Source organism: uncultured Dysosmobacter sp. (assembly GCF_947631635.1).
GTDB lineage: Bacteria > Bacillota > Clostridia > Oscillospirales > Oscillospiraceae > Oscillibacter.
Genome location: NZ_CANRMB010000008.1, coordinates 73,956 through 87,775 on the forward strand (window position 1 = coordinate 73,956; position 13,820 = coordinate 87,775).

16 protein-coding genes are annotated in these 13,820 nt (G+C 64.0%); all 16 read left to right on the top strand.

What is annotated here, in order from left to right:
* The first annotated feature begins 78 nt into the window (after positions 1–78).
* Positions 79–330, top strand: coding sequence for a DUF3343 domain-containing protein (locus Q0Z71_RS06175; RefSeq protein WP_298019663.1), 252 nt, complete (start codon positions 79–81; stop codon positions 328–330).
* A complete protein-coding gene (locus tag Q0Z71_RS06180; protein WP_298019665.1) occupies positions 327–1,451 on the top strand; it encodes an aminotransferase class V-fold PLP-dependent enzyme in 1,125 nt (374 codons plus the stop codon). The genes Q0Z71_RS06175 and Q0Z71_RS06180 overlap by 4 nt, the downstream gene beginning before the upstream one ends.
* Before the next feature lie 105 nt (positions 1,452–1,556).
* Complete coding sequence (gene cdaA / locus Q0Z71_RS06185; RefSeq protein WP_298019667.1) at positions 1,557–2,447, top strand: diadenylate cyclase CdaA; 891 nt, start codon at positions 1,557–1,559, stop codon at positions 2,445–2,447.
* Positions 2,437–3,729, top strand: a complete 1,293-nt coding sequence (locus Q0Z71_RS06190; RefSeq protein ID WP_298019669.1) for a YbbR-like domain-containing protein — start codon at positions 2,437–2,439, stop codon at positions 3,727–3,729. The genes cdaA and Q0Z71_RS06190 overlap by 11 nt, the downstream gene beginning before the upstream one ends.
* Positions 3,730–3,744: 15 nt before the next feature.
* Positions 3,745–4,155: a SoxR reducing system RseC family protein gene (locus Q0Z71_RS06195; RefSeq protein WP_298019671.1), complete on the top strand. Its 411-nt coding sequence runs from the start codon at positions 3,745–3,747 to the stop codon at positions 4,153–4,155.
* A gap of 13 nt (positions 4,156–4,168) precedes the next feature.
* Positions 4,169–5,062: a DUF5685 family protein gene (locus Q0Z71_RS06200; protein ID WP_298019673.1), complete on the top strand. Its 894-nt coding sequence runs from the start codon at positions 4,169–4,171 to the stop codon at positions 5,060–5,062.
* Positions 5,059–5,685, top strand: a complete 627-nt coding sequence (locus tag Q0Z71_RS06205) for a J domain-containing protein (protein WP_298019675.1) — start codon at positions 5,059–5,061, stop codon at positions 5,683–5,685. Before Q0Z71_RS06200 ends, Q0Z71_RS06205 begins: the two co-directional genes overlap by 4 nt.
* 25 nt (positions 5,686–5,710) lie before the next feature.
* Positions 5,711–6,592 carry a YicC/YloC family endoribonuclease gene (locus Q0Z71_RS06210; RefSeq protein ID WP_298019677.1) on the top strand — a complete coding sequence of 294 codons (882 nt, stop codon included), beginning with the start codon at positions 5,711–5,713 and terminating at the stop codon, positions 6,590–6,592.
* A gap of 4 nt (positions 6,593–6,596) precedes the next feature.
* On the top strand, positions 6,597–6,842 hold the full coding sequence (locus tag Q0Z71_RS06215) for a DUF370 domain-containing protein (protein ID WP_298019679.1): 246 nt from the start codon (positions 6,597–6,599) through the stop codon (positions 6,840–6,842).
* Positions 6,839–7,435, top strand: a complete 597-nt coding sequence (gene gmk, locus Q0Z71_RS06220) for a guanylate kinase (RefSeq protein WP_298019681.1) — start codon at positions 6,839–6,841, stop codon at positions 7,433–7,435. The genes Q0Z71_RS06215 and gmk overlap by 4 nt, the downstream gene beginning before the upstream one ends.
* Positions 7,436–7,532: 97 nt before the next feature.
* Entirely contained in the window at positions 7,533–7,754 is a 222-nt protein-coding gene (rpoZ, locus tag Q0Z71_RS06225) for a DNA-directed RNA polymerase subunit omega (RefSeq protein WP_298019683.1), read from the top strand.
* Positions 7,755–7,785: 31 nt separating this feature from the next.
* On the top strand, positions 7,786–10,251 hold the full coding sequence (priA, locus tag Q0Z71_RS06230) for a primosomal protein N' (protein ID WP_298019685.1): 2,466 nt from the start codon (positions 7,786–7,788) through the stop codon (positions 10,249–10,251).
* Positions 10,252–10,308: 57 nt separating this feature from the next.
* Entirely contained in the window at positions 10,309–10,806 is a 498-nt protein-coding gene (gene def / locus Q0Z71_RS06235) for a peptide deformylase (protein ID WP_298019687.1), read from the top strand.
* 4 nt (positions 10,807–10,810) lie between these two features.
* Entirely contained in the window at positions 10,811–11,731 is a 921-nt protein-coding gene (fmt, locus tag Q0Z71_RS06240; protein WP_298019689.1) for a methionyl-tRNA formyltransferase, read from the top strand.
* 13 nt (positions 11,732–11,744) lie between these two features.
* Entirely contained in the window at positions 11,745–12,485 is a 741-nt protein-coding gene (locus Q0Z71_RS06245; RefSeq protein ID WP_298019691.1) for a zinc metallopeptidase, read from the top strand.
* Positions 12,482–13,810, top strand: coding sequence for a 16S rRNA (cytosine(967)-C(5))-methyltransferase RsmB (rsmB, locus tag Q0Z71_RS06250; RefSeq protein ID WP_298019694.1), 1,329 nt, complete (start codon positions 12,482–12,484; stop codon positions 13,808–13,810). Before Q0Z71_RS06245 ends, rsmB begins: the two co-directional genes overlap by 4 nt.
* Positions 13,811–13,820 lie beyond the last annotated feature (10 nt).

A 13,820-nucleotide genomic window follows, 5' to 3' on the forward strand; every position in this document is an offset into this window, starting at 1 on the left:
GAGGACGCGCCGGGGGCGCGTCCTTTTTTGCACCCGCCGGGAGCTGGACCATAGGATGGGTAGAGAGGAGGAGTGTCTATGGAGCACTATTTGATCATCGCCCGCTCCGTTACCTTTGCCCAGCGGATGCAGCGGGCGCTGAGCCGGACGGGTATTCGCTGCCAAATCTTTCGGGCGCCCAGGGAATTGACGGACCTGGGCTGCGCCTATGTCGTGCGGATCGCAGTTTCAGATCTGTCACCGGCTTTGATGACGCTTCGCAGGGAGTCCTTGAACCCTGTTCAGATATTTTTATACCAGCGGGGCCTGTACCAGGAGGTGAAGGCATGATCTACTTTGACAGCGCGGCCACCACATTTCAAAAGCCCGCTTCCGTGGCGGCCGCCATGCAGAACGCCCTGCGGACCATGAGCTCTCCGGGCCGCGGCGGGCACCACGCGGCCATGCGGGCCGCCGAGACGGCCTTCACCTGCCGGAACGAGCTGGCAGAGCTGTACCGCCTGCCGAATCCGGAGTGCGTGGTGTTTACCCTCAACGCGACCCACGCCCTGAATATCGCCATCAAGAGCCTGGTGAGGCCGGGGGACCGGGTGGTGATCTCCGGCTATGAGCACAATGCCGTCACCCGGCCCCTGGCGGCGCTGGGGGCGGAGATCGCTGTGGCGGATGGGCCGCTGTTCCACCCGGAGGAGGTCACGGCGGCGTTCCGGCACCAGATCACGCCGGAGACCCGCGCCGTGGTCTGCAACCATGTGTCCAATGTCTTTGGCTTCATCCAGCCGGTGGAGGAGATCGCAGCCATCTGCCGGAGCCGCAGAGTGCCCCTGATCATCGACGCGTCCCAGTCGGCGGGCGTCCTGCCGCTGGATATGACGGCGCTGGGGGCGGCCTTCATCGCCATGCCCGGCCATAAGGGATTATATGGCCCCCAGGGCACCGGCGTTTTGCTGTGCGGTGGGGAGCAGCAGCCCCGCACCCTGCTGGAGGGAGGGACCGGAAGCCTCTCCATGCAGCAGGAGATGCCGGACTTCCTGCCGGACCGGCTGGAGGCCGGCACCCACAACATGCCGGGCATCGCCGGACTGCTGGCCGGCGTCCGGTTCGTCCGCCGCCGGGGCGTGGAGAACATCTGTGAGCGGGAGCGGCGGCTGGCGCTGCTGGCGGCGGAAGGCCTGCGGGCCATCCCGGGCGTGGAGGTTTACGCCCTGCCGGGCCTTCGGAACCAGGCAGGCGTCCTGTCCTTCACCGTGCAGGGCCGGGACGTGGAGGAGGTGGGCGCGGCGCTGGCCGAGCGGGATATCGCCACTCGCACCGGGCTCCACTGCGCGCCCCTGGCCCACCGCAGCGCCGGGACGCTGGAGGGCGGCACTGTCCGGCTGAGCTTCTCCGATTTCAACACACCGGAGGAGGTGTACCGCTTCCTGCGGACACTGGAGCGGGAATTGCGCTGATTTTTCTGAACAGTCCGTGAATTTTCGCCCGGTTAACCTTGCATTCTACTGGTATATTTTATATAATCAAAGTATTCATGGCCTGAAAGGGATGATGACGTCGAAATGAAGGGATTGAATGTTGCAGAGCTGCCCGCCACCCTTGTGCGGTATCTGCTGATGTTCCAGGTCACCGATCTTCTGGATATCGCCATCATGGTGTTCGTGCTCTACAAGGTCCTGACCTTGGTGCGGAGCACCAAGGCAGCCAGCCTGCTGAAGGGACTGATGGTCTTTTTCGCGGCGCTGATGCTGTCCTATGCGTTCCAGCTCCATGGCATCTACTATATTCTGAGCCGCTTGGTGAATTGGGGCGTTCTGGCGCTCATCATCCTGTTCCAGCCGGAGATCCGGCGAATCCTGGAGCAGATGGGCAGCCGCCGCTTTATCGCCTTCTTCACCCACACGGAGGCCGCCAGCGTCATGGAACAGATGATCGGCCAGACGGTCCTGGCCTGTACGGAAATGTCCCAGTCCCGGACCGGCGCGCTGATCGTGTTCGAGCGGGAGATCCTGCTGGACGACATGGTGCGCAGCGGAACGGTGCTGGACGCGGCAGTGTCCAGCGAGCTTTTGAAAAATATCTTTTTCGTGAAGGCACCCATGCATGACGGCGCCGTCATCGTCCGCCACGGACGTGTGCTTGGCGCCGGCTGCATGCTGCCTCTGAGCAAAAACGTGAACCTCAGCCGGGACCTGGGCATGCGGCACCGGGCCGGTATCGGCATGAGCGAGAACTCCGACGCGGTGGTGGTCATCGTATCGGAGGAGACCGGCTCCATCTCCGTGGCCATCGGCGGAATGCTGAAGCGCCATTTGAAGCCGGAGACGCTGGAAAATCTCCTGCGGAACGAACTGCTCCCCCAGGAGGACACGGAGTCGGACAAGCAGAAGCTCCATCCGCTGAAAATGCTGCTGCGCGCCGGAAAGATGGGAGGCGATGACGATGGAGAATAAGCCGAACACCCGAAAGGTGCTGTACATGGCCCTTTCCATCCTGGCGGCCCTGGTCATCTGGGTCTTTGTGGACCAGACGGGAAACTACGGCAGCCCCATGATCCGGGAAAAGGAGTTTACGGACCTGCCCATCGTCTATGACAATGAGGAGGATCTGGCGGACCAGGGACTGATGCTGCTGTCGGACGGCACGGACACCACCCTGGACCTGAAGCTGGAGGGGACCCGGTGGGACCTGGCCAAGGTGGACCGGGACGACATCCGGGTGTCGGTGGACCTGGGGAACATCACCACCACCGGACTTCGGAAGGCCACCGTGACCTGCCTGTTCCCGGACAGCGGAAAATTTGACAAGACGCTCTCCTCAGTGACCATCCATATCGCGGAGCTGTACCGGAAAACCGTGGACGTGCGGTGCGAGCTGACCGGCACGGTGGCGGAGGGCTATACCGGCGAACAGCTCCAGCTGTCCCATACCTCCATCGAGATCCGGGGACAGAAGGAGGACATCGATCCAGTCAGCTATGTCAAGACGACCCTGGATCTGGGCAAGGACGCGGAGGCCACGGTCTCCCAGGATCTGACGTACCAGTTCTACGACAAGAATAACCAGGTCATCGACAACAGCGACGGCCGCATCCATGCCACGGTGGAGACCATTCAGGCGACGGTGATGGTCACCGTCGCCAAGGAGCTGCCGCTGAAGATCAACTTCATCGAAGCCCCCGGCGCACGTCTGGACAATATGAAGTGGGAGATCTCGCCCAAGAGCATCACCGTCTCCGGCGACGCAGCCAAGCTGAAAAACGTGAACGCCATCACCCTGGGAGACCTGGACCTGCTGACTTTGGACGAGGGCACCGGCACATACAACTTCGCCATCACGGTGCCGGATGGGTGCAAAAACCTCAGCGGCGTGACCCGGGCGAAGCTGGAGATCTCCTACGGCGACAGGTCCAGCGCGGAGGCCGTCACGGAGAACTTCCGCTGCGAGAACGTCCCGGATGGAAAAACGGTGGATATCCTGACGCAGGAGATGACCGTGCACTTCTTCGGCACGGCTGAGGACGTGGCGGCGGTCACAGGCGAGGACATCATCCTGGTGGCGGACCTGAGCGATTACAGCGCGGTCTCCGGCAGCTATACGGTCCCGGCCGCCGTCAAGGTCACATCCGGCGGCGACATCGGCGTCTCCGGCAGCTACCAGATCCAGATCACCATTCGGGAACAGGAACCAGAGCCGGAACCGGAACCGGAGGGACCGGACCTGCCCGAGGAGTAACACAGGAGAATCACTATGACCCAAATTGCAACGGTTGAACGTATCATTGACGCTGACCACGCCGAGATCTCAGTCCCCCGGAAATCCGCCTGCGGCCACGACTGTGAGGAGTGCGCCGGCTGCGGCGTCTCCGGCGCGGCGGTCCACGCGAAAGCAGTCAACCCCATCGGAGCGCAGCCCGGCCAGAAGGTGGTGGTGGAGAGCAGCACCCAAAAGATGCTGTATATCGTGGTGCTGGTCTATCTCATCCCGGTGGCGCTGTTTATGGCGGGATACCTCATCACCGCCTTTCTGACGCCGGTGGTCGGTTTGCAGTATTTCGTGGGCATTCTGGGCTTTGCCGCGGGGATCGCGGCGGCCATCGCCTATGACCGCCGCCTGCGGGCGAGAGGCGGATTGTCCTTCACCATCGTGCGGCTGTTCTGAGGTGTTCGGCTATGTGAGACCGCCGCTCCAGGACCTTTCGCAGGAGGAGGCTGAGCGGTTCCGGCGCATCTACTGCGGGCTGTGCCACACCTTGGGACAACGCTGCGGCCCGGCGGCCCGGTTTATTTTGAATTACGATTTCACCTATCTGGCGATCCTCCTGTCCGCGGGACGGGAAGGGGAGCCGCATAGGGCGAGATGCATCGTCAGCCCCATCCATGGCCGGACATACCTGGAGGCAGACCCGGCCATGGAGACGGCGGCGGATGAGAGCGTCATTCTGGCCTACTGGCAGCTGCGGGACGGCGTGGCGGACCACGACTGGTTCCACGGTTTGAAGTATCGGAGCCTCTCCGCTGCATTGGAGCCCGCCTACCGCCGTGCGGCGGCGGCCCGGCCGGGCTTTGATGAGAGCACCCGGCATCAGCTGCGCCTGCTGGCGGAGCTGGAGGCGGAGCGGTGCGGTTCTGTGGACAGGGCGGCGGATGCCTTCGCGGTTTTGCTGAGCGGCGCCGCCCGGGAGGTGGACGAGCCTGTCCGGCGGCGGGTGCTGGAGCAGCTGCTCTACCACCTGGGCCGGTGGGTCTATCTGGTGGATGCGGCGGACGACTTGAAAAAAGACGCCGCTTCCGGGAACTATAACCCCGTGGCCCTGCGGTTCGGCCTGACGGACGGTGTTTGGACGCCGGAGGCCCGGCGGGAATTCACCGCCACCCTGGACCACTCCATCCACATGATGACCACGGCCTTTGAGCTGTGGGATTTCGGCGTTTGGACGCCGGTATTGGAAGCTACGCTCTATAACGGCCTTTTCCAGGTGGGCAGGGCGGTGCTGGACGGCACCTTCCAGGCAGCCCGGCGGGGCGAAGATAGAAAGAAAAGCAAGAATGTTGAGGGGACTACATGAACGATCCTTATCAGGTCCTGGGCGTATCGGAAAGCGCCACAGATGAAGAAATCAAGCGGGCCTATCGGGAGCTGGCCAGAAAGTACCATCCGGATAATTACCACGACAATCCCCTGGCGGACCTGGCCCAGGAGAAGATGAAGGAGATCAACGCCGCCTATGAGGAGATCACCAAGATGCGCAGCGGCGGCAGCCGGTCTGGCTCTGCCGGCGGATACGGCGGCTATCAGGGCGGATACCAGCAGTACCGGCAGCAGTCGGGCAGCTCCGTCCTCCAGCAGGTGCGCATCGCCATCAACAGCGGCGACATCAGCCGCGCGGAATCCCTGCTGGCCAATTACAGCGACCACAACGCCGAGTGGAACTTCCTGCGGGGCGCGGTTTGTTACCGGCGGGGCTGGATGGACGAGGCGAAGCGGTACTATCAGACCGCCTGTCAGATGGACCCCGGCAACATGGAGTACCGTCAGGCTCTGGCGTTTATGGAGAACGGCACCCGGCAGGCCTACCGCCCCGGCGGCGGGCAGTTTGGGACAGACCTCTGCGGCGGCAACATCTGCCTGCCGCTGTGCTGCGCGTACAGCCTCTGCAACGGCGGCTATTTCTGCTGTCCCATCTGGTGAGTGGATAAAATAGGGGGAGAGAACTGTGATCAAAAGCATGACCGGCTATGGCCGGGCGCGAGAGACATTGAACAAGCGGGACATCACCGTGGAGGTGCGTTCCGTCAACAACCGCTATCTGGACTGCACTGTGAAGATGCCCCGGATGTACGCCTTTGCCGAGGACGCGGTGAAGCGCCGTGTGCAGAAGGCCATCTCCCGGGGCAAGGTGGACGTGTTCATCACCGTGGACGCCTCCGCCGCCGACGTGGCGAAGGTGGCGGTGAACCGGGAGCTGGCGGCGCAGTACGCCGCGGCTCTGAACGAATTGGCGGAGGTCTGCGGACCCACGGCGTACAAGGTGACGCCGGAGCAGCTGGCCCGGTTCCCGGACGTCCTCACCGTGACAAAGGCGGACGAAGACCTGGAGACCGTCAGCGCGGACCTCTGCGCGGTCTTGGACGAGGCCCTGGCTGCGTACAATACCATGCGGGCCGTGGAGGGCGCCAAGCTGGCGGAGGACATCGGGAACCGCCTGACCAACATCGAAAACTATACCGCCCAGGTGGAGGCCCGCTCGCCGGAGACGGTGGCGGAGTACCGCCAGAAGCTGACCGCCCGGATGCAGGAGGTGCTGCAGAGCACCACCATCGACGAGCAGCGCATCCTCACCGAGGCCGCCATCTACGCCGACAAGGTGGCCGTGGACGAGGAGACCGTCCGCCTGCGGAGCCATGTGGCCCAGCTGCGGACCATGATCGCCTCCGACGAGCCCATGGGCCGGAAGATGGACTTTTTGATCCAGGAGGTCAACCGGGAGTCCAACACCATCGGCTCCAAGTGCAACGATGTGGCCATCGCCCAGGTGGTGGTGGGCCTGAAGGCCGAGGTGGAGAAGATGCGCGAGCAGGTCCAGAACGTGGAGTGACGGTATGAAGCTCATCAATATCGGATTTGGGAACCTGGTGTCTCAGGAGCGGCTGGTGGCCATCGTCAGTCCGGATTCCGCGCCCATCAAGCGCATGGTCCAGGAGACCCGGGAGCGGGGAATGCTGATCGACGCCACCTATGGCCGCAAGACCGCCTCCATTTTTATCATGGACAGCGACCATGTGATCCTGTCCGCCCTGCCGCCGGAGCGGTTCGGGGAACATACAGAGGAGAGAGAACAGGCATGAGAAAAGGCAAGACCTTTATCGTTTCCGGCCCTTCCGGCGTCGGAAAGAGCACGGTGCTGAACGCGCTGCTGGAGAAGCGGAAAAATTTGTATTTTTCCGTCTCCGCCACCACACGGGAACCCCGTCCCGGCGAGCTGGACGGCATCCATTACCACTTTATGAATGTGGAGTCCTTCCGCAAGTGGATCGCCATGGAGCAGTTTTTGGAGTACGCCGAGTACGTGGGCAACTTCTACGGCACCCCGAAGCGCTATGTGGACGAGGCCATGGAGCAGGGGAAGGACGTGATCCTGGACATCGAGGTCCAGGGCGCCATCCAGGTCACCAGCAAGCGGCCGGAGACGGTGCGCATCTTCATCGCTCCCCCCAGCTGGGCGGAGCTGGAGCGCCGTCTCACGGAGCGGGGCACCGACAGCCAGGAGAAGATCCAAAAGCGGCTTCTGCGGGCCAAGGTGGAGTTCCAGACGGCCCACACCTATGACTATTTCGTTATCAACGACACGGTGGAGAACGCGGTGAAGGAGCTGGACGCCATCATGACGGCGGAGCACTGCAAGCCCAAGGACCGGATGGAGATCATCAGCGGCAGATGAGCCGCGCGGACCGATTTCTCCCATGTCCTTCAAGCGGACGTGCGGATCAAATATCAAAAAATTTAGCCGGGACCCGGCAGAATGGAAGTAGAGATTTATGTCAATGTTGTATCCTGCGATGAACAAGCTGAACGCCTATGTGCCGAACCGCTATATGCTGGTGAACGTGGTGGCCCGCCGGGCCCGCCAGATCGCTGAAAACGCCGAGGACACCGGCGAGCATCTGACGGAGAAGCCTGTGACGCTGGCCATCCATGAGGTGGCGGACGGCAAGCTGGATGCCAGCCATATGGATCTGACCATCGAGGAAGAAGCGTAAGACGCGAAGCACACAAAGGGAGGGGCGAGGCATGGAGACCGCTGTGATCACAAAAGTCGCGGTCAGCGCCGCGCCCTATTCCATTGATAAGCCCTATGACTATCTGGTGCCGGAGCCACTGCTGGCGGCGGCGGTCCCCGGCGTCCGGGTGACCGTGCCCTTTGGCCGGGGGAACCGGGACGCCGAGGGCATCATCCTGGCCCGCGGCTCCGGCGAAAAGCTGCCGGGGCTGAAGCCGCTGAAAGCGGTGCTGGACCGGGAGCCGGTGCTGGACCGGGCGGGGATCGAGCTGGCCCTCTGGATGCGGCAGCGGTACTTCTGCACGCTGTTCGAGGCGGTCAAGACCATCCTGCCCGCCGGACTGTGGTATCAGTTCCGGGAGGTCTGGCACCTGGCGGAGGGCATGGACCGCATCCGCGCGGACGAGGCCTCCGCCAAGCTCAAAAAGGCCCCGGCGGTGCTGGACGTGCTGTTCGCAAACGGCGGCAGCGCCGATCTGGACACCCTGCGGGATACCTGCGGCGAGGACGTGGGAACGACGCTGAAGGCGCTGCAAAAGGCGGGCGTGGCAATCTGCGAGACCGCCGCCAAGCGGAAGATCAGCGACAAGACCCGGCGGATGGTGGAACTGGCTGTCAGCGCCGAGGACGCCCTGGCGGCAGCGGAGGCAAAAAAGCGGACCGCGCCCCAGCGGTACGAGGTCGTGCGCCTGCTGGCCTCCACCGGAAGGGCCTCCGCCGCCGACGTCTGCTATTTTACCGGAGCGTCCATGCAGACTCTGCGGGGACTGGAAAAGACCGGGCTCGTGGCCTTCTCCGAGGAGGAGGAGCTGCGCGTTCCCCTGCATACAGAGACCGAGCCGGGGCCGCCCATCGTTCTGAACGGGGAGCAGCAGGCGGCATTCGACGCCATCCTGGCGCTGACCCGGGCCGGGCGGCCGGAGGCGGCGCTTTTGCAGGGGGTCACCGGCAGCGGAAAGACCCAGGTCTATCTGCGGCTGGTCCAGGAGGTCCTGGACCGGGGAAAGAGCGCCATCGTCCTGGTGCCGGAGATCGTTCTGACGCCGCAGATGATGCGGAAGTTCTCCTCGTACTTTGGTAGTAAAGTGGCAATGCTTCACAGCTCTCTCCGCATGACGGAGCGCTATGACCAGTGGAAGCGCATCCGCCGGGGCGAGGTGCAGGTGGTGATGGGGACCCGGTCCGCCATTTTCGCGCCCCTGCGGGACTTGGGCCTTGTGATCCTGGACGAGGAGCAGGAGGGCAGCTATCAATCCGAAAATCCGCCCCGGTATCACACCCGGGACATCGCCAAATATCTCTGCGCCCGGAACAGGGCCACGCTGATCCTGGGGTCCGCCACCCCCGCGGTGGAGACCGCCTGGGCGGCGGAGGAGGGCGTGTACCACCGGGCGGTGCTGCGCCGCCGGTACAATGACCGCACTCTGCCCCGCGTCATCCTGGCGGACCTCCGGCAGGAGGTTCGGGAGGGCAATCCGGGCCTGGTCAGCGGCATTTTGCGGGCGGAGCTGGAGCAGAATCTGGCCCGGGGCGAACAGAGCATCCTGTTTTTGAACCGCCGGGGAAACAGCCGCTATGTGCTGTGCGGAGAGTGCGGCCATGTGCCGGAATGTCCCCGGTGCAGCGTGGCGCTGACCTACCACTCCGCCAACGGGCGGCTGATGTGCCATTACTGCGGCCACTCGGAACGGGTCTATGAGACCTGCCCGGTGTGCGGCGGTATCATGAAGCATGTGGGCACCGGCACCCAGAAGGTGGAGGAGGAGCTGCGGGAGCTGTTTCCGGAGGCGGGCATCCTGCGGATGGACGCGGACACCGTTGCTGGGGGCCATGAGAAGATCCTGCGGCAGTTTGAGCAGGAGAAAGTCCCCATCCTGCTGGGCACCCAAATGGTGGCCAAGGGATTGGATTTTGAGAATGTGACGCTGGTGGGAGTCCTGGCGGCGGACCTCTCCCTGTATGTGGACAACTATCGGGCCGCCGAGCGGACCTTCAGCCTGCTGACCCAGGTGGTGGGCCGGGCCGGCCGGGGCGGCAGGGACGGACGGGCCGTCATCCAGACGTATACGCCTGGAAACGACGTGATCCAGTGCGCCGCCCGGCAGGACTATGCGTCCTTTTACCAGAGCGAGATCCGGATGCGGCAGCTGCGCCGCTGCCCGCCCTTTGCGGATCTCTTTACATTCACCGTCTCCGGCACGGAGGAGGGCAGCGTCCTGCGGGCCGCGGCAGGCCTCCGGGAGACCTTGAAGCACCTGTGTATGGCGCCGGAGCTGCGGGAGAGCCAGCCGGAGGTGCTGGGACCGGCTCCCGCGCCGGTTTTGAAGCTGAACAACCGCTACCGCTACCGCTGTATCCTGGTGGGAAGGAACGACAGGGCCACCCGGGAGGGGATCAGCTGGATTCTGAAGGAATTTGCCAACAACCGCGCCAACCGCGGATTGAATATGTTTGTAGACTGCAATACTATGGAATAACGCGGCGCATCTCAGGGGAGGCCGTCTCCCCATGGCTCGCGTCAAGGAGGTCAAAAAATGGCATTACGAAAGATCGTGGAACAGGGCGAGGACTGCCTGACGAAGGTCTGCCGTCCGGTCACAGCGTTCAACGCCCATCTGCATGAGTTGCTGGACGATATGCTGGAGACGCTGGTAAACGCCAACGGCGCCGGCCTGGCCGCGCCCCAGGTGGGGGTGCTCCGCCGGGCATGCCTGGTGCTGGACGAGGAGACCGAGGAGTATATCGAGCTGATCAACCCGGAGATCGTGGAGAGCAGCGGAGAGCAGACCGGATTGGAGGGCTGCCTCAGCGTGCCCGGCAAGTGGGGCATCGTCACCCGGCCCAATGCGGTCAAGGTCCGCGCCCAGGACCGGGACGGCAGCTGGTTTGAGGTGGAGGGCGAGGGCCTGACCGCCCGGGCCTTCTGCCATGAGATCGAGCATCTGGACGGCCACCTGTACACCGAGCACATCGATCATTTCCTGTCCGAGGAGGAGCTGCGGGCGTATCTGGAAGAAGAGGAAGGGGAGTAAGTCCATGCGGATCCTGTTCATGGGAACGCCGGAATTTGCGGTGGCGTCCCTGAAGCGTCTGGTGGAGGACGGCCACGAGATCTGCGGTGTGTTCACCCAGCCGGACAAACCCAAAAACCGGGGTCACAAGCTGGCCTTCTCACCTGTAAAGGAATATGCCATCACACAGGGATTGACAGTCTATCAGCCCCTGAAAATGCGGGACGGCGAGGCGCTGGGCATCGTGGAGTCCCTGTCGCCGGAGCTGATCGTGGTGGCGGCCTACGGCAAGATCCTGCCAGAGGAGATCCTGAACGCGCCGCCCTATGGCTCCATCAACGTCCACTCGTCCCTGCTGCCCAAGTACCGGGGCGCGGCGCCCATCAACTGGGCCATTCTGGACGGTGAGGCGGAGACCGGCGTCTCCATCATGTATATGGCCAAAGAGCTGGACGCCGGGGATGTGATCCTGCAAAAGTCCACGCCCATCGGCCCGGAGGAGAACGCCCAGGAGCTGACCGCCCGCCTGGCGCAGCTGGGGGCGGAGGCCCTGTCCGAGACCGTGGCGGCCCTGCAGAACGGCACCGCCTCCCGGACGCCCCAGGATGAGAGCCGGCAGACCTATGCCTCTATGCTGTCCAAGGAGATGTCCCCCATCGACTGGACCCGCTCCGCCCACGCCGTCAGCTGCCAGGTGCGGGGCCTCATCCCCTGGCCCTGTGCCACCACCGACGTCATCAGCGGCGAGTCCATGAAGCTCTACGCTGTAACGGAGACGGGGGAGGACACGAAGGCCCATCCCGGCGTCATTGTGGCGGCGGGGAAAGCCGGCATCGACATCGCCTGCGGCGACGGCAAGGTCCTGCGCGTCACGGAATTGCAGGCCCAGGGAGGCAAGCGGATGACCGCGGCGGCCTATCTGCTGGGGCACCCGATACAACGCTGAAACGAGGAATGTTATGCCTTATTATTACAGTTACGGCGATTTTCTGGCCAATAATATCTATTGCATTCTGCTGATCCCGGTGCTGCTGCTGTCCGCCTGGGCGCAGTTCCAGGTCAGCGGAAACTTCCGGAAGTACAGCGCCGTCAGCAACCGCAGGCACCTGACCGGCGCCCAGGCGGCGGAGGCGGTGCTGCGGGCCCACGGCGTGTATGACGTGGGCATCCGGTCCTGCCGGGGCAGTCTGACGGACCACTACGATCCCCGGGACAACACCATCTACCTGTCGGAGGATGTGTACAGTGCCCCCACCATCGCGGCGGTGGGCGTGGCCTGCCATGAGGCGGGCCACGCGGTGCAGTACGCCGTGGGCTACGGCCCGGTGCGCCTGCGCAGCGCCATCATCCCGGCCACTCAGATCGGCTCCAAATTCTCATTCATTCTGCTGCTGATCGGCATGCTGCTGTACAGCCAGACCCTCTTTCTGGTGGGCATCGTGCTGTTCTCCCTGACCACGGTCTTTCAGCTGGTGACGCTGCCGGTGGAGTTCAACGCGTCTCACCGGGCCATCGAGACCATCGAGGGCCAGTTCCTGCTGGATGGCGACGAGGTCACAGGGGCCAAAAAAGTCCTGCGGGCGGCGGCCATGACCTATGTGGCGGCCCTGCTGATGAGCATGCTGCAATTGCTGCGGTTCGTGCTGATCTTCCTGGGCCGGAACGGCGGCAATGGCCGGCGGGGAGGGGGACGGAGATGACTTCTCCCAAGACCGCCCGGGACACCGCCCTGCGGGTCCTGGTGAGCTGCCGGGTCAACGGCGCCTGGGCCGACGCCGCGCTGAAAGCGCACCTGGACGGGCTGTCCGGCCCGGAGGCGGCTCTTTGCAGCCGCATCGTCTACGGGGTGACGCAGAACCGGATGCTGCTGGATTTCTATATCGGCGCCTACTGCACCCAGAAGCCGGACCATTTGCAGCCGCCCCTGTTGGACATCCTCCGCATCGGGGCGTATCAGATCCTGTTTTTGGACAAGGTGCCGGACAGCGCCGCGGTGAATACCTCCGTGGAGCTGGCCAAGCGGTCAAAGCGGGGACAGGCGTCCGGCCTGGTCAACGCGGTGCTCCGCAAGATCGCCCAGAACAAAAACGATCTGCCCCCCATCCCGGACCGAGACCCGGAGCGGTATCTCTCCATCCGGTACAGCCACCCCAAATGGCTGGTAAAGCGATTGCTGGCGCTGCTGGGCCGGGAGGAGACGGAGGCGTTCCTGGCTGCGGACAACGGCGTGGCGCCGCTGACCATTCAGGTCAATCCCCTGAAAACCGACGGGGCGGCGCTGGCCGCCCAGCTGGCGGAAGCCGGCGTCACCGCAAGGCCCCACGGCTGGGTGCCCGGATGCCTGGAGCTGTCCGGCACCGGGGACCTGACGGCGCTGGCGCCCTTCCGGGAGGGGAAATTCCTGGTCCAGGACCCCGCCGCCCGGCTGGTGTCCATGATCGCCGGGGCGGAGCCGGGGCAGAGGGTGCTGGATGTCTGCGCCGCCCCGGGCGGCAAGTCCTTCAGCGCCGCCTTCGCCATGGAGGACCGGGGACACATCCTGGCCTGTGACCTCCATGAGAACAAATTGAAGCGCATCCGGGAGGGGGCCCAGCGCCTGGGCCTCTCCTGCATCGAGACTGCGGCCGCGGACGGTCGGACCGCCCATGCCGAATGGGCAGGCGCCTTTGACGTGGTGCTGGTGGACGCGCCCTGCTCAGGCCTGGGCATCATCCGGAAGAAGCCGGACGCCCGGTACAAGCGGGCCGACGACCTGTTCACCCTGCCCATGATCCAGGGGGCCATTCTGGACAACGCCGCCGCCTATGTCAGGCCCGGCGGAACGCTGGTCTACTCCACCTGCACCGTTCTGCCGGAGGAGAACCAGCAGGTGACGGACGTATTTTTGACGGAACACCCGGAATTTTCCCGGGAGAGTTTCTCCCTGCCGGAGCCGGTGGGGGAGACGGAGGGCCAGGTGACCCTGTGGCCCCAGCGCCACGGCACCGACGGCTTTTACATCTGCCGCATGAGGCGGCAAGCATAAGAGGGCGGCT

Coding starts and splice junctions, on each gene's coding strand:
- Q0Z71_RS06175 (WP_298019663.1), top strand. CDS start 79: ATGGAGCACTATTTGATCATCGCCCGCTCCGTTACCTTTGCCCAGCGG.
- Q0Z71_RS06180 (WP_298019665.1), top strand. CDS start 327: ATGATCTACTTTGACAGCGCGGCCACCACATTTCAAAAGCCCGCTTCC.
- cdaA (WP_298019667.1), top strand. CDS start 1,557: ATGAAGGGATTGAATGTTGCAGAGCTGCCCGCCACCCTTGTGCGGTAT.
- Q0Z71_RS06190 (WP_298019669.1), top strand. CDS start 2,437: ATGGAGAATAAGCCGAACACCCGAAAGGTGCTGTACATGGCCCTTTCC.
- Q0Z71_RS06195 (WP_298019671.1), top strand. CDS start 3,745: ATGACCCAAATTGCAACGGTTGAACGTATCATTGACGCTGACCACGCC.
- Q0Z71_RS06205 (WP_298019675.1), top strand. CDS start 5,059: ATGAACGATCCTTATCAGGTCCTGGGCGTATCGGAAAGCGCCACAGAT.
- Q0Z71_RS06215 (WP_298019679.1), top strand. CDS start 6,597: ATGAAGCTCATCAATATCGGATTTGGGAACCTGGTGTCTCAGGAGCGG.
- gmk (WP_298019681.1), top strand. CDS start 6,839: ATGAGAAAAGGCAAGACCTTTATCGTTTCCGGCCCTTCCGGCGTCGGA.
- rpoZ (WP_298019683.1), top strand. CDS start 7,533: ATGTCAATGTTGTATCCTGCGATGAACAAGCTGAACGCCTATGTGCCG.
- priA (WP_298019685.1), top strand. CDS start 7,786: ATGGAGACCGCTGTGATCACAAAAGTCGCGGTCAGCGCCGCGCCCTAT.
- def (WP_298019687.1), top strand. CDS start 10,309: ATGGCATTACGAAAGATCGTGGAACAGGGCGAGGACTGCCTGACGAAG.
- fmt (WP_298019689.1), top strand. CDS start 10,811: ATGCGGATCCTGTTCATGGGAACGCCGGAATTTGCGGTGGCGTCCCTG.
- Q0Z71_RS06245 (WP_298019691.1), top strand. CDS start 11,745: ATGCCTTATTATTACAGTTACGGCGATTTTCTGGCCAATAATATCTAT.
- rsmB (WP_298019694.1), top strand. CDS start 12,482: ATGACTTCTCCCAAGACCGCCCGGGACACCGCCCTGCGGGTCCTGGTG.